Here is a 19,075-nt window from a genome sequence, read left to right as displayed (position 1 = left end):
GAGCTGACCGCGGGCGTAGGAGATCGCACCGGCCCCGAGTAGCCCCTCGAAGGCCGCCGGCGCGATCTCCTACGCCCGCGGTCAGCTCGGCAAGGCGTACGTCCTCGGCGGCGCCGGCCCGAACACCTGGGACTGCTCCGGCCTCGTGATGATGGCCTACAGCTCGCAGGGCATCGCGACCGGCGGCCACAACGTCGTCTGGCAGTACAACTACTTCAAGTCGATCGGCCGCCTCGTCCCGCTGTCCCAGCGCCAGCCCGGCGACATCCTGTTCTACTCGTCGAACGGCACGGCGTCGGGGGCGTACCACGACTCGATCGTGACGAGCTACGGCACGATGGTCGAGGCCGCGCGCCCCGCACACCACAGAACGGCGCCCGCCCTCCGGATGGAGAGCGGGCGCCGTTCGTCGTCAGGGGATCGTCAGTGCGAGCCGGGCACGTACGCGGCCTGACCGGCCTGCACGATGCGCTCGGCCTCGGCGGCGTCGCCCCAGCCCTCGGCCTTGACCCACTTGTTCGGCTCGAGGTCCTTGTAGCGCTCGAAGAAGTGCGCGATCTCGGCCTTCGTCTGCTCCGGCACGTCCGAGATGTCCTGGATGTGTGCCCAGCGCGGGTCCTTGGCGGGGACGACGAGGACCTTCTCGTCGTTGCCGGCCTCGTCGCTCATCTTGAAGACGCCGACGGGGCGGACCTTGACGCCGACGCCGGGGAACGTCGGGAACTCGAGCAGCAGCAGCGCGTCCACGGGGTCACCGTCGTCGGCCAGGGTCTTCTCGAAGAACCCGTAGTCGGTGGGGTAGACGAACGAGGTGAACAGCACGCGGTCGAGGTAGACGCGACCGGTCTCGTGGTCCACCTCGTACTTGTTGCGGCTGCCCTTGGGGATCTCGACGACGACGTCGTACGCGGCCATGTTGCGCTCCTGTGTCTGCTTCGGGGACTGTCGTGTGTTGCGAAAGCGCGGCTAACGTTACCGGGTGAACTCTCCGCGTCCCCGGCTCGACCCCGCCGTCGCCGAGACCCGCCTGGCGGTCCGAGACCTGCTCGCCGCAGCCGTCGACGACGGTGTGGTCGCCGCAGGCGACCTGGTCCTCGTCGCACTGAGCGGTGGACCGGACTCCCTCGCCCTGGCGGCGGCCACCGCGTTCGAAGCGGGCAAGCAGGGTCTGCGGGCCGGGGCAGTGGTCGTCGACCACGCGCTCCAGGCGGGTTCCGAGGCGGTCGCGAGCCGCGCCTCCCGGCAGGCATCCGAGCTGGGACTCGACCCGGTGACGGTCCGCAGGGTCTCGGTCGGCTCCGACGGTGGTCCGGAAGGCGCCGCCCGGGAGGCCCGCCACGCGTCGATCGCCGAGGTCGCGGCCGCCACCGGGTCACCCCTGGTGCTGCTGGGCCACACCCTGGACGACCAGGCCGAGACCGTGCTGCTCGGCCTGCTGCGCGGCAGCGGGCCGGACAGCCTGTCCGGCATGCAACCGCTCGCCCGACGCGACGGCGGTCCGGCGTACGGCCGGCCGCTCCTGTCGGTCCGGCGCCACACGACCCGGCAGGCGTGCGCCGCAGCGGGGCTGGCGCCGTGGCACGACCCGCAGAACGACGACCCCGCGTACGCACGGGTGCGCGTGCGGAACACCCTGCTCCCGGTGCTCGAACGGGAGCTCGGTGCCGGGGTGCCCGAGGCCCTGGCCCGCACGGCCGACCAGCTGCGCGAGGACTCCGCCGCCCTCGACCACTTCGCCGAGGAGATCGCCGAGGACATCGCCGAGCACTCCGAGGCGGGCATCTCGCTGTCGGTGCGGGCGCTCGGGGCGAACCCGCCGGCGCTCCGGCAGCGACTCGTGCGCCTGGCGGTGGAGAGCGAGTTCGGGGTGACGCTGTCGCGCGTGCAGACGCTCGAGGTCTGCCGGCTGGTCACGGACTGGAGCGGACAGGGCCCGATCGACCTGCCGGGCGTCCGTGCCACGCGGACCGGCGACCGCATCGAGTTCAGCGCCGGTTAGGCTGGCGTGGTGGAACTCTCCGACGTCCAGGCAGACCTGTCCGAAGTGCTCTTCACCCCCGAGCAGATCGACGAGAAGCTCGCCGAGCTCGCGGCGGTCGTCGACGCCGACTACGCGGGCCGCGACCCGCTGCTCGTCGGGGTGCTCAAGGGTGCCGTCATGGTGATGGCGGACTTCTCGCGCCACCTCAAGATGCAGGCTCGGATGGACTGGATGGCGGTGTCGTCGTACGGCTCCGGCACGAAGTCGTCCGGTGTGGTGCGGATCCTCAAGGACCTGGACACCGACCTGCACGGCCGTGACGTCCTGATCGTCGAGGACATCATCGACTCCGGTCTGACCCTGTCGTGGCTCAAGCAGAACCTGCAGTCCCGCGGTGCCGCGAGCGTCGAGATCGTCGCCCTGCTGCGCAAGCCCGAGGCCGCCAAGGTCGAGGTCGACGTGAAGTACGTGGGCTTCGACATCCCCGACGCCTTCGTGGTCGGGTACGGCCTGGACTACGACGAGCGCTACCGCAACCTGCGCGGTGTCGGCGTCCTCGCTCCGCACGTCTACTCCTGACGGGCGGCACGCCGCGCTCGGGTCGCACTCGGCCGACTCTGGCCCGGGGGTGAGTTCGCCCGCAGAGGACACCCATTCTCGCCACAGAATCGCGGCCGTATGCTGACCTGCACGCAACTTCGGCAGAGAAAGGTGTCGGGCACTCGCGCCCGGATCACATGAACTTCAAGCGCATCTTCCGCGGCCCGTACCTCTACGTGCTGATCGCGCTGGCGGGCATCTTCATCGGCTGGAGCGTCATCAGCCAGGGCAGCACGCAACAGATCGACACCCAGAAGGGTCTCGAGCAGCTCTCCGATGACAAGGTCTCGTCCGCGACCATCAACTCCACCGAGCAGCGGGTCGACCTCGTCCTGAAGGACGGCGATAAGCAGGAGCAGTTCTACTACTCCACGCCCCGCGGCGAAGAAGTGGTGCAGGCGGTCAACGACTCCAACCTGCCGGACGGCTACAACGACACCGTGCAACAGGGCAACTGGTTCCTGTCGCTGCTCGGCATCCTGCTCCCGTTCCTGATCATCGGTGCCCTGTTCTGGTTCCTGCTCTCGAGCGCCCAGGGCGGCGGCTCGAAGGTCATGCAGTTCGGCAAGTCGAAGGCCAAGATCAACAACAAGGAGAACCCGCAGGTGTCGTTCGCCGACGTCGCGGGTGCCGACGAGGCGATCGAGGAACTGCACGAGATCAAGGAGTTCCTCAAGGAGCCCGCGAAGTTCCAGGCCGTCGGGGCGAAGATCCCGAAGGGCGTGCTGCTCTACGGCCCTCCCGGAACCGGCAAGACCCTGCTCGCCCGCGCCGTCGCGGGTGAAGCCGGCGTGCCGTTCTACTCGATCTCCGGTTCGGACTTCGTCGAGATGTTCGTCGGTGTCGGTGCGAGCCGTGTCCGTGACCTCTTCGAGCAGGCCAAGGCGAACTCGCCGGCCATCGTCTTCATCGACGAGATCGACGCCGTCGGTCGTCACCGTGGTGCCGGCATCGGCGGTGGCAACGACGAGCGCGAGCAGACGCTGAACCAGCTCCTCGTCGAGATGGACGGCTTCGACGGCAAGACGAACGTCATCCTCATCGCCGCGACGAACCGTCCGGACGTGCTCGACCCCGCGCTCCTGCGCCCCGGCCGTTTCGACCGCCAGATCGGCGTCGACGCCCCGGGTCTCGCCGGCCGCAAGCAGATCCTCGAGGTGCACGCGAAGGGCAAGCCGCTCGCCGCGAGCGTCGACCTCGAGCTGCTCGCCCGCAAGACGCCGGGCTTCACCGGTGCCGACCTGGCGAACGTCCTGAACGAGGCGGCCCTGCTGACCGCCCGCTCGAACGCGCAGCTCATCGACAACCGTGCCCTCGACGAGGCCGTCGACCGCGTGATGGCCGGCCCGCAGCGCCGGACCCGGATCATGTCCGACCAGGAACGCCTGATCACCGCGTACCACGAGGGCGGCCACGCCCTGGCGGCAGCGGCGATGCGGCACACCGACCCGGTCACGAAGATCACGATCCTGCCCCGCGGCCGTGCCCTCGGCTACACGATGGTGCTCCCGCTCGAGGACAAGTACTCGGTCACCCGCAACGAGCTCCTCGACCAGCTCACCTACGCCATGGGTGGTCGCGTCGCGGAGGAGATCGTGTTCCACGACCCGACCACGGGCGCCTCGAACGACATTGAGAAGGCCACCGGCACCGCCCGCAAGATGGTCACCGAGTACGGCATGAGCCAGGCCGTCGGGTCCGTCAAGCTCGGGTCCGGCTCGAGCGAGCCGTTCGTCGGCCGTGACATGAGCGGTGGCACCGGTCGCGACTACTCGGAGACCATCGCCCAGACGGTCGACGCCGAGACCCGCGCCCTGCTCGAGGCCGCGCACGACGAGGCCTACCAGGTGCTCAACGACAACCGCGACATCCTCGACCGCCTGGCCGGCGAGCTCCTCGAGAAGGAGACGCTCGACGCCCCGGAGCTGGTGGAGATCTTCAAGGACGTCCGCAAGCTGCCGGAGCGCCCGCAGTGGCTCTCCAGCGACAAGCGCCCGGTCAGCAACCTGCCCGCGATCGACGTGCCCGGCAAGGCCGCCTCGACCGCAGCGGACCCGTCGGACTCCGAGTCGACCTCGAAGACCCGTCGTCGCCCGTTCGGCAACCCGGGTATCGCCCCCGCGTAGGCCGGCATGACCGAGCTGCCGACGCGACGAGAGCGTCGACTCGCCGAGGTGAGTCGTGCCCGCGCCGCCGCCGCCGAACCGGCGACGGTCGCGATCGACCTCCGTGCACCCCAGCCGGTGCCGGAGGTCGTGACCGGCCGTCGCCGTGACCGTGGTGGTCCGGCCGAGGAGCGCACCCGGGTGCTCGGCATCCTCAACGTCACCCCCGACTCGTTCAGCGACGGTGGGCTGCACCAGGCCTACGACGCCGCCGTGCAGCACGCACGTGACCTCGTCGCCGCCGGTGCGGACGTCATCGACGTCGGTGGTGAGTCCACCCGGCCCGGATCCGAGCGCGTGCCCGTGCCGGTCGAGCAGGAACGTGTGCTGCCGATCGTGCAGCAGCTCGTGGCCGAGGGGATCCCGGTCAGCGTCGACACCATGAACGCCGCGACGGCCGAGCGCGCGGTCGACCTCGGCGCCGCCATCGTCAACGACGTCTCCGGCGGCCTCGCCGATCCGGACATGGCCCGGGTCGTGGCGTCGACGGGCGTCGGCTTCGTCGTCATGCACTGGCGCGGCCACAGCGACCGGATGTACCGCAACGCCGAGTACACCCACGCGGTCGAAGAGGTCCGGCGCGAGGTCGAGCTCCGGGTCGCCGAACTCATCGTGCTCGGCGTCCGGCAGGAGCAGGTCGTCATCGACCCGGGCCTCGGCTTCGCCAAGCACGGGGTGCAGAACTGGCAGATCCTGGCCGGCTACGAGCGCTTCGCCTCGATCGGCCTGCCGGTGCTCGTCGCCGCCTCGCGCAAGCGGTTCCTCGACGGTGTCGGGAGCCCCGAGGGCGCTCCGCCCAGGGAGCGCGACCTCGCCACCGCCGCCATCAGCCTGCTCGCCGCCGAACGCGGCGCGTGGGGTGTGCGCGTGCACGACCCGGCACCGACCCGTGCCGTGCTCGACGTCTGGGACGCCTGGAGGGCAGCTCGATCGTGAACGACACCATCCGACTCACCGGGGTCCGCGCCCGCGGACACCACGGCGTCTTCGACCACGAGCGCGAGGACGGCCAGGACTTCGTCGTCGACGTCGCCGTGGAGCTCGACGCCCGTGCCGCCTCGGGCAGCGACGACCTCGACGCCACCGTGCACTACGGCGTCCTCGCCGAGCAGGTCGTCGCCGAGATCGAACGCGACCCGGTCGACCTGATCGAGACGCTGGCCGAGCGCATCGCCGCGGCCGTGCTCACCCACCGTGCCGCGCTGGCGACCGAGGTCACGGTGCACAAGCCGCAGGCCCCGATCACCGTGCCGTTCACCGACGTCTCGATCACCATCCGACGCACCCGCGGCGCCACGGTGCCGGACGAGGAAGAAGAATGACCCACCGGGTCGTCGTCGCCCTCGGAGCGAACCTCGGCGACCGGGGGAGCACGCTCCGCGCCGCCGCCACCGCGATCGCCGCCCTGCCCGGGGTCGAGCCGGTGGCCTCGAGCCGCGAGGTCGAGTCGGTCGCCGTGACCCTCGAGGGCCTCGACACGTCGAAGCCCCGCTACCGGAACGCCGTCGTGGTCGTCGACACCGACCTCGAGCCACAGGCCTTCCTCGACGCCCTGCACGGCATCGAGGACGCCCACGGCCGCACGCGCGAGGTCCGGTGGGGCGACCGCACCCTCGACCTCGACGTCGTCGCGGTGGACGACCTGCGGATCGCCACGGACACCCTGGTCGTGCCGCACCCCCGGGCGGCGGAGCGCGCGTTCGTGCTCGCCCCGTGGCTCGACGCCGACCCCGAGGCCGTCCTGCCCGGTGTCGGACCGGTGGCCGACCTGCTCGCCGCCGTCGGGGACGACACCGAGCGCGTCGACGAGCCGCGCCTGTTCGCGGAGCCGGCACGGGCCTCCCGGCCGGCGGGGAGCGCGACCAGCGCATGAAGCCCACCCGCGCCTCCACGCTGCTCAGCGTCGCCGTCGTGACGGTGGTCGCCGGTTTCGCGCTCGACGCCGTCCTGGCGTCGCGCCAGCTGCCGACGTTCCTGTTCTCGGTCCCGCTCGGCATCACGCTCGCGTTCATCGGTGTCGCCGTCGTGCTCATGGCGCGCCCGGTGCGCCGACACGCGCGCGACGGCGCCGGACGCCAGCGGCCGGTCGACCCGCTCTACGCGACGCGGGTCGTCGTGCTCGCGAAGGCGTCCAGCATCTGCGGCACGCTGCTGGGCGGGTTCGCCCTCGGCCTCGTGCTGTACCTGCTCACCCGTTCCGCGACGCCTTCGCTAGGCTCGACCCTGCCGAACGTGATCGCCGTCGGGGGCGGGATCGTCCTGACGGTCTGCGCACTCGTGGCGGAGCGGATGTGCATCGCACCCCCGGGTGACGACGACGACCGTGATGATCCCCGCAACGGTTCGACGACGGTGAACTGACCGAGCAACCCCAGGAGGCCCGCGATGCCGCGTGAACGACTCGACGAGCCCGGCCTCGGCCTCGGTGGGATCGCCTGGCAGCGGGTGTCCGCGAAGCTCGTGTGGACCGAACTCATCGCCACGCTCGTGATCGGTGTCGTGCTCACCGCGGGCTGCGTGCTCATCGGGATCGTCACGGGCGGCTTCGGTTCCGGAGCCGGCACCGTGTGGCTCACCATCGGCATCGTGGTCGCGGTCGTCACGGCGATCACCGCTGCGCTCACACCCCGACGGGTCCGGGCCATCGGCTACGCGCTCCGCGACGACGACCTGGTCGTGCGCCGCGGGCTCATGTGGCAGCGGTTCACGGCGGTCCCGTACGGCCGGATGCAGCTCGTCGACGTCGCCCGCGGGCCGCTCGACCGGGCGCTCGGCATGAGCGAGCTGAAGTTCGTCACCGCCGCCGCCGCCACGAACGTCCGGATCCCGGGTGTCCCGGCAGCGGACGCCGACGAGCTGCGCGACCGCCTCGTCGAGCTCGCCGAGTCCCGTCGCGCCGGACTGTAGGGGTCGTCCGTGACCTTCCGACCGGGCACCCCGCCACCCGCTCCGCCCGCGCCGCCCACCCGGGGCAACGCGGCCGCCGCGGCACCCCTGACCGACGGCGAGTGGCACCGCCTGCACCCGCTCACCCCGCTGCTCAAGGGCGGGATCTTCCTCATCGTCATCCTCGGTTACGTGCTGAACAGCCTGCGTGACCGGCTCGTCGAGTTCTTCATCCCGGGCGAGCAGCAGGAGGACGGCGACCCGGTCCGGTACGTGTACGAGCACGGCGTCGTCGGCTGGGTCCTGCTCGGCATCGTGGTGCTGCTCGTGGTGCTGATCGGGCTGTTCTACCTGTCCTGGCGCATGCACGAGTTCCGCGTCACCGGCGAGATCGTCGAGGTGCGCTCGGGCGTGCTGTTCCGGAACCACCGGAAGGCCCGGCTCGACCGGATCCAGGGCATCAACATCCAGCGGCCGCTCGTGCCCCGGGTGTTCGGCACCGCCAAGCTCGAGATCGCGCAGGCCGGCAACGACGCCAACGTGCAGCTCGCCTACCTCGGGGCCCGTGCCGCCGACGACCTGCGGCAGCGGATCCTGGTGCTGGCGTCCGGCGCGAAGGACGACGACGGCCACGGTGGTCCGTCGCGGCAGTCGCACGGAGCACTGCAGGACCGCGTCGACGAGATGTTCTCGCCCGAGCTCGACCCGGCAGCCGTGCACGCCACCCGCATCGTCAAGGTGCGCCCCGGTCGCCTCATCGCGTCGATGCTGCTGTCCGGCACGACGCTGTTCCTCGTGCTCGTCATCACCGCGATGATCGTCAGCGTCGCCGTCACCGGCGAGTACGGCCTGCTGTTCGGGCTGTTCCCCGCCGTGCTCGGTGCCGGTGGCTACTACGTCCGCAAGTTCTCCCGCTCGTTGCAGTACACGATCGCCGAGACCCGCGACGGCATCCGGATCGGCTTCGGGCTGGTCTCGACGTCGAACGAGACGCTGCCGCCCGGCCGCATCCACGCCGTCAGCGTCGCGCAGCCGCTGCTGTGGCGTCCGTTCGGCTGGTGGGACATCCGCATCAACCGTGCGACGAGCGCCGGCAACGGGGCGTCGAGCAACCAGCAGGTGTCCTCGATCGTGCTGCCCGTGGGCACCACGGCGGACGTCCGCGAGGTCCTCGACATCATCCTGCCCGGGCTCGTCGGCGCCGTCGTCGCCGGCCCGGAAGCGTCGCAGGAAGCCCTGCGCGAGGGTGCGGCCGAAGCCGTGGACGTCGTCGACGACAGCCTCACTACCTCGGGCGACCGCGGCGGCTTCGTGCACTCCCCACGACGTGGCGCCTGGCTCCGTCCGTTCGCGTTCCGGCGCAACGGCTACCGGTTCGTGCAGGGTGCGGTGCTGCTGCGGCTCGGTGCCGTGTGGCGCTCGCTCGTCATCGTGCCGCTGCCCCGGGTGCAGAGCGTCAAGGTCGAGCAGGGTCCGCTCGAGCGTGCCCTGCGGCTCGCAGCCGTCCACGTCCACACCGTGGCCGGTCCGGTCTCGGCCCGTGTCGGCGCGCTCGACGCGCGTGACGCGCAGCGCCTGTGGTCGGAGACGACGCAGCGTGCCGTCCAGGCCGCAGCGGTCGACACGACACACCGCTGGCGCGAACGGGAGGCCCGTCCCGCGACGGCCACGCACGCTGCGGCCGACACCGTGCCCGGGTCCGGAGCCCCTGCCGGACCGACGGCGGACCACCGGTCCGGTGCCGTCCCTGCCGGCTGGGGCGACGTCCCCCCGACCGGAGCCGCACGATGAGGGCCGGGCGTCTCGGGGTCGGCATCGTCGGCGCCGGACGGGTCGGACCCGTCCTCGGAGCGGCTCTCGCGAACGCGGAGCACGCCGTCGTCGGGGTGACCGCCGTGTCCGACGAGAGCCGTGACCGCGCCGAGGCCATGCTGCCGGGCGCCCCGGTGCTCGCGACGCCGGACCTGGTGGAGCGGAGCGAACTCGTGCTGCTCGCGGTGCCGGACGACCAGCTCGCCTCGCTCGTGCAGGGTCTGGCGGACGCCGGGATCTGGCAGCCGGGGCAGCTCGTCGTGCACACCAGCCCGGACCACGGCGTCGGCATCCTCGCCCCGGCGATGGCTGCCGGTGCGATCCCGTTGGCGATCCACCCCGCGATGGCCTTCACAGGCACGAGCGTCGACCTGTCCCGGCTGCGCGACGCGTACTGCGCGGTGACCGCACCGGCGCCCGTCCTGCCGATCGCGCAGGCGCTCGTGGTCGAGATGGGCGCCGAACCGTTCGTCGTGGCCGAGGGCGACCGGCCCGCCTACGCCGATGCGGTGGGGGCCGCCGTGAGCTTCTCGACCGCGATCGTGGACCAGTCGGCGGGCACCCTGTCCGGCATCGGCGTCGAACACCCGGGTCGTGTCCTCGGTGCGCTCGTCCGCTCCGCCGTCGACAACGCGCTCACCGCCGCCGACGGGCAGTCGACGCTCTAGCGGTTCGGGGGCGGGCCGCGGCGCGGGGAGGAAGTCGGGGCCGGGCGCTCGAGAGGTCGCGACTCCCCGCTCAGTTCCGCCGAATGGTCACGACCTGTCGGCTGCGCGTGCTCAAGTCGACAGATTGTGACCGGTGGGCCTGACGCATGCGGGGAGTTGTGACCGCGGTCTCGGCTCCTGTTCCGGCGGGCTCGGGAACTCCGGCTGGTCAAGACTCCCCGCTCAGTTCGCCCGAGTGGTCACGACCTGTCGGTTGCGCGTGCTCAAGCCGACAGATTGTGACCGGTGGGCCTGACGCATGCGGAGAGTTGTGACCCCAGTCTCGGCTCCTGTTCCGGCGGGCTCGGGAACTCCGGCTGGTCAAGACTCCCCGCTCAGTCCGCCCGAGTGGTCGTGAAGTGTCGGTCGGGGGCGCTCCGGGCGGCGGATCGTGACCGGCGGGCGTGGTGCGGGCGGGGTGTCGTGACCGCGGTCTCGGCTCCGGCAGCCCGGCAGCCCGGCAGCCCGGCAGCCCGGCAGCCCGTAGCTCTGCAGCCCGGGGTGGTCGGGACCCACCGCTCAATTCAGCCGAGGGGGCGGGAACTGTGGGCCGGGCGGCCACGGTTCGGGGGCGGGACCGCGGCGCGGGTAGCATTTCCCCCGACCCCCACGACCATCGGAGCCGCACCCGCATGACCGACGAGACCGTCACCCCCGACACCGCGATCGCCGCCGCCGCCGCACTGGCCGAGCAGGAGACCAGCGAGCAGCGACAGGTCCGGCTCGACAAGCGGGCGAAGCTGCTGGAGTCGGGCATCGAGGCGTACCCCGCCGAGCTCCCCATCACCACGACGATCCCGGCCGTGCGCGAGCAGTACGCGCACCTGGAGACCGGCGAGGAGACCCAGGACGTCGTGGGCATCGCTGGTCGTGTGGTGTTCTCGCGCAACACCGGCAAGCTCTGCTTCGCGTCCCTGCAGTCGGGCGACGGCTCGCGCATCCAGGCGATGGTCTCCCTGGCCGAGGTGGGAGACGAGTCCCTCGCCCGCTGGAAGGAGTTCGTCGACCTGGGCGACCACGTGTTCGTGCACGGGCGGGTGATCTCCTCGCGCCGCGGCGAGCTGTCCATCATGGTCGACGACTGGGCGATCGCGGCGAAGGCGATCCTGCCGCTGCCGAACCTGCACAACGAGCTCAACGAGGAGACGCGGGTCCGCCAGCGCTACCTCGACCTCATCGTCCGCGACGAGGCCCGCGCCACCGTGCGTGCCCGCGCTGCCGTGATGGCCTCGCTCCGCCAGACCTTCACCGCGCACGAGTACCTCGAGGTCGAGACCCCGATGCTGCAGACCCAGCACGGCGGCGCCTCGGCCCGACCGTTCGTGACGCACTCGAACGCCTTCGACACCGAGCTGTTCCTGCGCATCGCACCCGAGCTGTTCCTGAAGCGTGCCGTCGTCGGTGGCATCGACCGGGTGTTCGAGATCAACCGCAACTTCCGGAACGAGGGCGCCGACTCGTCGCACTCGCCCGAGTTCGCGATGGTCGAGGCGTACCAGGCGTACGGCAACTACGAGCAGATGGCCGACTTGACGCAGGAGCTCGTGCAGAACGCGACCCGCGCGGTCACCGGTGGTGCGCTCGAGGTCACCCTGCCCGACGGCAGCACCTACGACCTGGGTGGCGAGTGGCCCCGCATCGACATGTACGGCTCGCTGTCCGAGGCCGCGGGGCGCGAGATCACCCCGGAGACCCCGCTGTCCGAGCTGCAGGCGCTCGCCGAGGCCGAGGGCGTCGAGGTCGCCCACGCCACGCACGGCAAGTACGTCGAGGAGCTCTGGGAGCACTTCGTCATCGACTCGCTCGACCGCCCGACCTTCGTGATGAACTTCCCGGTCGACACCTCGCCGCTCACCCGGCAGCACCGCACGCGTCCGGGCGTCGTCGAGAAGTGGGACCTGTACGTCCGCGGCTTCGAGCTCGGCACGGCGTACTCGGAGCTCGTCGACCCGGTCGTGCAGCGGGAGCGGTTCGTCGAGCAGGCGAAGCTCGCGGCCGGCGGTGACCTCGAGGCGATGCGCGTCGACGAGGACTTCCTGCGGGCACTGGAGCACGCGATGCCCCCGTCGGGCGGCATGGGCATGGGGATCGACCGCCTGCTCATGGCCATCACGGGCCTGGGCATCCGCGAGACGATCCTGTTCCCGCTGGTCAAGTAACTCCCGGTCCACCGGGGTACGATGCTCGGGTGCCTGAAGGAGTCGTAAGCGGGATCGTCTTCGCCCTGACGCCGACCATCGTCGTCGGCCTGATCTTCTGGTTCGTGATGCGCGCGATCATGCGTGCCGACCGGACCGAGCGTGCCGCGTACGCCAAGGTCGAGGCCGAGGAGCGTGCCCGCTTCGAGCGTGAGCACGGTCGCCCCGCGCCGGCTCCGACGTCGGCCGAGTAGCCACAGCCGCAGCACCTTGCTCCCCGCGCGCTGTCCGGCGCGCACGTCCTTTCGCTGACTTCACCCGGCGTTCACCGCGCGGTGTGACGCTGTCGCGCATGCCGACCTTCCCGGAACCCGTCGAGGACCTCGACGACCTCGACGACCTCGACGTGGAGGACGCTTTCGGGCACTCGGTGTCCCGCGCGTCCGGCCTGCCCGACGGTGCCGATCGAACCGACCGCGGAGCCGACGGCGGAGCCCCCGACGACGAGGGCGACGTCGACGACCTCGACGTCTGAGCGCCGACGGACCGTCACGCACCGTTCACCTCGCCGACGCGTGCCGGGGTGAGCATCGTCCGCATGGCAACCACCGCACATCCCTTCACGGGCCGCAGCCTCGTCGGCGACATCGAGAGCGAGTACGACGAGTTCGACCGAGACGCAGACCTCGAGGTCTCCAAGCGCCGGGACGGGTGGCTCGAACCCTCCTGGTGACCCCCACCCATTCGGTATTCGGGGTACGACGACCAGATCGCACTGATCCGGTCGGACGTACCCCTTTTGCATGTCCGGAGTACGCAGTCGCCTGGGGTACACGATCGGAAACGCTGGTGAAACACGCCTGCAACGCCGGAAACACGGCGTTATCCGCTTGAACTAGGGCCGAATGGGGGACCAGACTGTCGGTGGGCTGTACCCCGCGGGGGACGCTTTCGATGACGAAGCACGGAGAACCCTGAGAATCGCTCCGAACGATTTGTGGGGTACACCTCCGGGCCGCTTTACTCATCAGCACCCCCCGGCAACGCCCCACGAAGCCATCACCGTCGAACGCAGGGAGAAACACCATGACGATCGCAACGGCTGCACCCAGCACCACCCGCCGCACCGCCACCAAGAAGGCATCGGCATCGAAGACCGCGACCGCCGAGTCCGCCACCACCTCCCTCGACACCGAGGTCGAGGCCGACGAGCAGCTCGCCGGTGTCCGCGGCGCCTCGGTCGACCAGGTCGGCGACTACCTCCGTCACATCGGCCGTCTCTCGCTCCTCACCGCCGAGGAAGAAGCGCAGATCGCACGCCGCATCGAGGTCGGGCTCTTCGCCGAAGAGAAGCTCGCCACCGAGAAGGGTCTCGCGAAGACCCTGCAGCGTGAACTCCGCTGGCTCGTCCGTGACGGTGAGCGCGCCAAGGAGCGCATGATCACCTCGAACCTCCGCCTCGTCGTGAGCATCGCCAAGCGGTACTCGCAGCGCGGCCTGCCCTTCATGGACGTCATCCAGGAAGGCAACCTCGGCCTGGTCCGTGCGGTCGAGAAGTTCGACTTCACGCAGGGCTACAAGTTCTCGACCTACGCCACCTGGTGGATCCGCCAGGCCATCTCGCGTGGTCTCGCCGACAAGGCACGCACGATCCGCATCCCGGTGCACACCGTCGAGCTCATCAACAAGATCTCGCGCACCGAGCGTGACCTGACCGTCGACCTCGGCCGTGCGCCGATGCCGGAGGAAGTCGCCGCCGAGCTGAGCATGAGCGTCGAGGAGCTCGTCGACCTCAAGGGCCGCTCGCACGAGCCGGTCTCGATCCACACCGTGGTCGGCGACTCCGACGACAGCGAACTCGGTGACTTCATCGAGGACGAGGACGCCGCGAGCCCGAACGAGCTCACCGAGACGACGCTGCTGCACCGCGACATCCGCTCCATCGTCGCCGAGCTGCCCAGCGACGAGGCGAACGTCATCCGCATGCGCTACGGCCTGGACGACGACAAGCCGATGACCCTCGACGAGATCTCGAAGATCGTGCACACGACGCGCCAGGCCGTCAGCCGCGTGGAGTCGCGCGCCAAGCTGCGTCTGTTCGCCAAGGCGGTCTCGCAGGACATGCAGCTGTACCTGACCAACTAGGTCAGCGGACTTCGGCCGGTACGTTCACCCGTGCCGGCGCGGGGAAACCGGGTCGTTCTGTGGGAAGACGATCCGGTGGGGTGATGGGACGGCCCGCTCGAGCACTGCTCGAGCGGGCCATTCACGTCCCCGGGGCCCGGGCCGGTCCCAGGGCCAGGGCCAGGGCCAGCACCGACGCGGCGTCAGTCGTCGATCTCGCGCCGGAGCTTCTGCCGCAGGTCGCTCGGGATGAGCTCGACCAACTGGTCTGGCCGCACCGGCAGGTCGAGCAGGCTGAGCTTCACCCGCCCGGTACGCCCGTGCCGCTCGGCGTCGAGGCGCACCACACTGCCGGCGTCCTTGCGGAGCCGCATGTCGATCTGCGCCCCGGTGGCCACCTCGCCGACCACGAGCCCGTCGACCTCGAGCGCTGCGCTCCTGGTGCCCTCGGCGATGTCGAACCGGTAGCGCTCCCGCGCGGCGAGCACCACGGATCGGTCGATCCCGGCCATCGGCGCGACCGGCGTCACCACGGAGCCGGACAGTGCGGGGGAGAGCACGGGCCCACCGGCGGCGTAGTTGTACGCGGTCGAGCCGGCGGGGGTTGAGGCGACGATGGCGTCGGCCCGGTAGTACCCGTACCCGAGGCCCCCGACGCTGAGGTCGGCCGAGACCTGCCCGGCGCCGGGCCGCCGCACGATGGTCAGGTCGTTGAACGCCAGGTAGTCGGTGCGGGCACCGCCCCAGGACAACCTGGCCTCGAGCGCGTGGTGCGGCTCGAGCTGGTACTCGCCGGCGGACAGTCGTTCGAGCGCGCTCTCGAGCTCGGGCGGCTCGATCTCGACCAGGAACCCGACGTTGCCGTAGTTCACCCCGAGGACGGGCACCGGGCGCTTCGCCACGAGCCGCATCGCGCCGAGCATGGTGCCGTCGCCGCCGAGGGCCACGACCAGGTCGACGCGGTCGGTGAAGTCGTCGTCGTCGACCACGTCGACCCCGCCGCCGATGCGCTGGGCGTCCGCGCGGCGGGCGAGCAGCTCGCCCTGGCCGGACGCGTTCCAGCGCTGCAGGGTCGTCACGGACTCCTGCACGTTCTTGGTCGGGTGGACGACGAGGCCGACGACGGGCTGCTCCATGACCGGATCGTACCGAGCGGACCTCCGATGCGGGCGGGTCGTCCGCAGAGGCATGAGATATTCTGAATACATGCAGACCGCTCAGCTCTCCGTCGCCCTCCCTTCCGTCCGGCACGGCCGCGAGATCGTGCTGCTCGCCGACCTCGAATCCCACGAGTCCGGCTTCGGCTTCGTCGACGCCGAACACCTGCTGTTGGCCGCCGTCACGCTCTGCGCCGGCATGCCCCGTTTTCGGCCCGTCCTCGACGCTCACCGGATCACCCCCGACGCCGTCCGCTCCGGCATCCGCGCCTTCGTCGGCGCCCACACCACCTGCCCCGGAGAACACGACCGCGTCGCGTGCACGCCCGCTGCGATGCGCGTGCTCGCCCGCGCCGCGACGACCGCCGGGCGTTCGGAGCGCATCCGACCGCCGCACGTCGTCCTCGCCGTGCTCGACTCGGTCGACGATCCGCTCGCCGGATCGGCGCACGACGTCCTCGACGCCCTCGGCGTCGACGCGCGCCGTTTCCGACGTGACCTGCGTCGCGCGGTGCGGCGCGCCTGACCCAGCGCGACCGGCAAGCGGACTGGAGGCCCGTGGCGGGATCGCCACGGGCCTCCAGTCCGTCTCGTCGTTCGCTCACTGCGCACAAGACGCACCCTGGTCACGCCCACGGCGAACAGGGGCAGCCCCCGGGGGGAGCGCTGGTTACTCTCGAAGTACTTGGCCGGACTCACACGAGACCGGCACAGCGTCGGCTCCGCTCATCAGGGGCCAAGGGAGAGCACATGTTCGAGAGATTCACCGACCGGGCCCGTCGTGTTGTCGTCCTCGCTCAAGAAGAAGCGAAGATGCTCAACCACAACTACATCGGCACCGAGCACATCCTCCTCGGCCTCATCCACGAGGGCGAGGGCGTCGCCGCCAAGGCGCTGGAGTCGCTGGGCATCTCGCTCGATGCCGTGCGCGAGCAGGTCCAGGACATCATCGGGCAGGGCCAGCAGCAGCCGACCGGGCACATCCCGTTCACGCCGCGCGCCAAGAAGGTGCTCGAGCTGTCCCTGCGCGAGGCGCTGCAGCTCGGCCACAACTACATCGGCACGGAGCACATCCTGCTCGGCCTGATCCGCGAGGGCGAGGGTGTCGCAGCCCAGGTCCTCGTGAAGCTCGGCGCCGACCTGAACCGGGTGCGCCAGCAGGTCATCCAGCTCCTGTCCGGCTACCAGGGCAAGGAAGCGGTCGCCGTCGGCGGCGAGCAGCAGCAGAACGCGCAGCAGGGTTCGCAGGTCCTCGACCAGTTCGGCCGGAACCTCACCCAGGCCGCGCGCGACGGCAAGCTCGACCCCGTCATCGGGCGCGAGAAGGAGATGGAGCGGGTCATGCAGATCCTCTCCCGCCGCTCCAAGAACAACCCCGTCCTGATCGGTGAGCCCGGCGTCGGCAAGACCGCCGTCGTCGAGGGCCTCGCCCAGGCGATCGTCAAGGGCGACGTGCCCGAGACGCTGAAGGACAAGCAGCTCTACTCGCTCGACCTCGGGTCGCTCATCGCCGGGTCCCGCTACCGCGGTGACTTCGAGGAGCGCCTGAAGAAGGTCACGAAGGAGATCCGCACCCGCGGCGACATCATCGTCTTCATCGACGAGATCCACACGCTCGTCGGTGCCGGTGCAGCCGAGGGCGCGATCGACGCGGCCTCGATCCTCAAGCCGCTCCTCGCCCGCGGTGAGCTCCAGACCATCGGTGCCACCACGCTCGACGAGTACCGCAAGCACTTCGAGAAGGACGCCGCACTCGAGCGTCGCTTCCAGCCGGTGCAGGTCAACGAGCCGTCGCTGCCCCACGCGATCAACATCCTCAAGGGCCTGCGCGACAAGTACGAGGCGTTCCACAAGGTGTCCATCACCGACGGTGCGATCGTCGCCGCGGCGAACCTGGCGGACCGTTACGTGCAGGACCGCTTCCTGCCGGACAAGGCCATCGACCTGATCGACGAGGCCGGCGCTCGCCTGCGTCTGTCGATCCTGTCGGCGCCGCCGGAGCTCCGCGAGTTCGACGAGAAGATCTCGACGGTCCGCGGGTCGAAGGAAGCCGCCATCGAGGAGCAGGACTTCGAGAAGGCCGCGAGCCTGCGCGACGAGGAGAAGAAGCTCCTCGGCGAGCGTCTCCGCCTCGAGAAGCAGTGGCGTGCGGGTGACGTCGCCGCGTCCGGCACCGTCGACGAGGGCATCATCGCCGAGGTCCTGGCCCAGGCCACGGGCATCCCGGTGTTCAAGCTCACCGAAGAGGAGACCTCGCGTCTCGTCTTCATGGAGAAGGCACTGCACGAGCGCGTCATCGGTCAGGAAGAGGCCATCTCGGCCCTGTCCAAGACCATCCGTCGTACCCGTGCCGGCCTGAAGGACCCGAACCGTCCCTCCGGCTCGTTCATCTTCGCCGGCCCCACGGGCGTCGGGAAGACCGAGCTCGCCAAGGCCCTCGCCGAGTTCCTGTTCGACGACGAGGGTGCGCTGATCTCCCTCGACATGTCGGAGTTCGGTGAGAAGCACACCGTGTCCCGCCTGTTCGGTGCCCCTCCCGGGTTCGTCGGGTTCGAGGAGGGCGGCCAGCTCACCGAGAAGGTGCGCCGCAAGCCGTTCTCCGTGGTCCTGTTCGACGAGATCGAGAAGGCCCACCCGGACATCTTCAACTCGCTGCTGCAGGTGCTCGAGGAAGGCCGTCTGACCGATGGTCAGGGCCGCGTGGTCGACTTCAAGAACACCGTCATCATCATGACCACGAACCTCGGTTCGCAGGGCATCGCCGGTGGCCCGGTGGGCTTCCAGGTCGAGGGTGACTCGGCCGTCGGCTACGACCGCATGCGCGGCAAGGTCAACGAGGAGCTCAAGAAGCACTTCAAGCCCGAGTTCCTGAACCGTGTCGACGACACGATCGTGTTCCCGCAGCTGTCGCAGCCCGAGCTGCTGCAGATCGTGGACCTGTTCGTGAAGCGTCTGGCCGACCGCCTGCTCGACCGCGACATGACCGTCGAGCTCACGCTGCCGGCCAAGGAGCAGCTCATCAAGGTCGGGTTCGACCCGTCCCTCGGTGCTCGGCCCCTGCGTCGCGCGATGCAGCACGAGGTCGAGGACCAGCTGTCCGAGCACATCCTGCAGGGTGAGCTCAACGCCGGTGACCACGTGAAGGTCGACTTCGTCGACGGTGCGTTCCACTTCGAGACCGGGCGTCAGCCGGGCCGTGAAGAGGTCCTCGCCGGTGCAGCCGCGGTCGAGGCCGCGACCGACACGCCCCAGGGCGAGATCGAGTCCTAGGACCTGACACTCCACGGACAGGAGGCTCGGTGCCAGCTGGCACCGGGCCTCCTGTCCGTTCGCGGGTCGCGTTCAGATCCCGCATCACCGATCTGCGCGTCCTTGCGGGCACGGACCCCCGTCCGGGGGTACTGTGATGGTCACGCGCGAGACGTTCCCCCCAACTCCTCGCGCGTCGCGCTCGATCGGTTCCCCCCAACGGATCGAGACGCAGCCGGCCCCGGTCTGTTCGCAG

The 19,075-nt window shown here is 70.4% G+C and carries 20 protein-coding genes; 18 read left to right on the top strand and 2 right to left on the bottom strand.

Translation table 11 applies throughout. The annotated features are described in order from the left end of the window. The first annotated feature begins 22 nt into the window (after positions 1-22). A complete protein-coding gene (locus DEJ35_RS08315; protein WP_111192551.1) occupies positions 23-454 on the top strand; it encodes a C40 family peptidase in 432 nt (143 codons plus the stop codon). Here the strand turns inward: DEJ35_RS08315 and DEJ35_RS08310 are convergent. Next, entirely contained in the window at positions 424-915 is a 492-nt protein-coding gene (locus DEJ35_RS08310; protein WP_027467055.1) for an inorganic diphosphatase, read from the bottom strand. The two genes, DEJ35_RS08315 and DEJ35_RS08310, sit on opposite strands and share 31 nt — an antisense overlap. A 64-nt stretch (positions 916-979) precedes the next feature. On the opposite strand from DEJ35_RS08310, the gene tilS reads away from it, so the two are divergent. From tilS to DEJ35_RS08240, 15 genes are all read left to right on the top strand, one after another. Further along, a complete protein-coding gene (gene tilS / locus DEJ35_RS08305) occupies positions 980-1,999 on the top strand; it encodes a tRNA lysidine(34) synthetase TilS (RefSeq protein ID WP_111192550.1) in 1,020 nt (339 codons plus the stop codon). A gap of 9 nt (positions 2,000-2,008) precedes the next feature. After that, positions 2,009-2,560, top strand: coding sequence for a hypoxanthine phosphoribosyltransferase (hpt, locus tag DEJ35_RS08300; protein ID WP_017887686.1), 552 nt, complete (start codon positions 2,009-2,011; stop codon positions 2,558-2,560). A gap of 158 nt (positions 2,561-2,718) precedes the next feature. Further along, on the top strand, positions 2,719-4,707 hold the full coding sequence (gene ftsH / locus DEJ35_RS08295; RefSeq protein ID WP_111192549.1) for an ATP-dependent zinc metalloprotease FtsH: 1,989 nt from the start codon (positions 2,719-2,721) through the stop codon (positions 4,705-4,707). Between the two features lie 6 nt (positions 4,708-4,713). Continuing rightward, entirely contained in the window at positions 4,714-5,682 is a 969-nt protein-coding gene (folP, locus tag DEJ35_RS08290; RefSeq protein ID WP_181419928.1) for a dihydropteroate synthase, read from the top strand. Further along, complete coding sequence (folB, locus tag DEJ35_RS08285) at positions 5,679-6,068, top strand: dihydroneopterin aldolase (protein WP_027467059.1); 390 nt, start codon at positions 5,679-5,681, stop codon at positions 6,066-6,068. Before folP ends, folB begins: the two co-directional genes overlap by 4 nt. Beyond that, positions 6,065-6,619, top strand: a complete 555-nt coding sequence (gene folK, locus DEJ35_RS08280) for a 2-amino-4-hydroxy-6-hydroxymethyldihydropteridine diphosphokinase (protein WP_111192548.1) — start codon at positions 6,065-6,067, stop codon at positions 6,617-6,619. The genes folB and folK overlap by 4 nt, the downstream gene beginning before the upstream one ends. Beyond that, positions 6,616-7,107 carry a DUF3180 domain-containing protein gene (locus tag DEJ35_RS08275; RefSeq protein ID WP_111192547.1) on the top strand — a complete coding sequence of 164 codons (492 nt, stop codon included), beginning with the start codon at positions 6,616-6,618 and terminating at the stop codon, positions 7,105-7,107. Before folK ends, DEJ35_RS08275 begins: the two co-directional genes overlap by 4 nt. Before the next feature lie 24 nt (positions 7,108-7,131). Further along, positions 7,132-7,653 carry a PH domain-containing protein gene (locus tag DEJ35_RS08270; protein WP_110858512.1) on the top strand — a complete coding sequence of 174 codons (522 nt, stop codon included), beginning with the start codon at positions 7,132-7,134 and terminating at the stop codon, positions 7,651-7,653. Between the two features lie 9 nt (positions 7,654-7,662). Further along, positions 7,663-9,423: a PH domain-containing protein gene (locus DEJ35_RS08265; protein WP_111192546.1), complete on the top strand. Its 1,761-nt coding sequence runs from the start codon at positions 7,663-7,665 to the stop codon at positions 9,421-9,423. After that, entirely contained in the window at positions 9,420-10,112 is a 693-nt protein-coding gene (locus DEJ35_RS08260; RefSeq protein ID WP_181430124.1) for a Rossmann-like and DUF2520 domain-containing protein, read from the top strand. The genes DEJ35_RS08265 and DEJ35_RS08260 overlap by 4 nt, the downstream gene beginning before the upstream one ends. A 671-nt stretch (positions 10,113-10,783) precedes the next feature. Continuing rightward, on the top strand, positions 10,784-12,310 hold the full coding sequence (gene lysS / locus DEJ35_RS08255; RefSeq protein ID WP_110858514.1) for a lysine--tRNA ligase: 1,527 nt from the start codon (positions 10,784-10,786) through the stop codon (positions 12,308-12,310). 29 nt (positions 12,311-12,339) lie between these two features. Further along, positions 12,340-12,543 (top strand): hypothetical protein, encoded by a 204-nt coding sequence (locus tag DEJ35_RS08250; RefSeq protein WP_071245264.1) that lies wholly within the window; start codon positions 12,340-12,342, stop codon positions 12,541-12,543. A gap of 98 nt (positions 12,544-12,641) precedes the next feature. Further along, positions 12,642-12,824 carry a hypothetical protein gene (locus DEJ35_RS08245; protein ID WP_146244767.1) on the top strand — a complete coding sequence of 61 codons (183 nt, stop codon included), beginning with the start codon at positions 12,642-12,644 and terminating at the stop codon, positions 12,822-12,824. A 63-nt stretch (positions 12,825-12,887) separates the two neighbouring features. Further along, complete coding sequence (locus DEJ35_RS17560) at positions 12,888-13,022, top strand: hypothetical protein (RefSeq protein WP_258320880.1); 135 nt, start codon at positions 12,888-12,890, stop codon at positions 13,020-13,022. 353 nt (positions 13,023-13,375) lie between these two features. Beyond that, positions 13,376-14,434, top strand: a complete 1,059-nt coding sequence (locus DEJ35_RS08240) for a sigma-70 family RNA polymerase sigma factor (protein ID WP_111090750.1) — start codon at positions 13,376-13,378, stop codon at positions 14,432-14,434. A 182-nt stretch (positions 14,435-14,616) separates the two neighbouring features. On the opposite strand, the gene DEJ35_RS08235 is transcribed toward DEJ35_RS08240, so the two are convergent. Further along, a complete protein-coding gene (locus tag DEJ35_RS08235; protein ID WP_110858517.1) occupies positions 14,617-15,549 on the bottom strand; it encodes an NAD(+)/NADH kinase in 933 nt (310 codons plus the stop codon). 70 nt (positions 15,550-15,619) lie between these two features. Between DEJ35_RS08235 and DEJ35_RS08230 the strand changes: the two genes are divergently transcribed. Both DEJ35_RS08230 and DEJ35_RS08225 read left to right on the top strand, forming a co-directional pair. After that, a complete protein-coding gene (locus DEJ35_RS08230; RefSeq protein WP_181419930.1) occupies positions 15,620-16,096 on the top strand; it encodes a Clp protease N-terminal domain-containing protein in 477 nt (158 codons plus the stop codon). A gap of 224 nt (positions 16,097-16,320) precedes the next feature. Next, the gene (locus DEJ35_RS08225) at positions 16,321-18,840 is read left to right on the top strand and encodes an ATP-dependent Clp protease ATP-binding subunit (protein WP_027467068.1); all 2,520 of its coding nucleotides are present in this window, start codon (positions 16,321-16,323) and stop codon (positions 18,838-18,840) included. The last annotated feature ends 235 nt before the right edge of the window (positions 18,841-19,075 follow it).

Source organism: Curtobacterium sp. MCPF17_051, from assembly GCF_003234595.1.
Taxonomy (GTDB): domain Bacteria; phylum Actinomycetota; class Actinomycetes; order Actinomycetales; family Microbacteriaceae; genus Curtobacterium; species Curtobacterium flaccumfaciens.
This window is presented reverse-complemented; position numbering and strand designations above follow the sequence as displayed.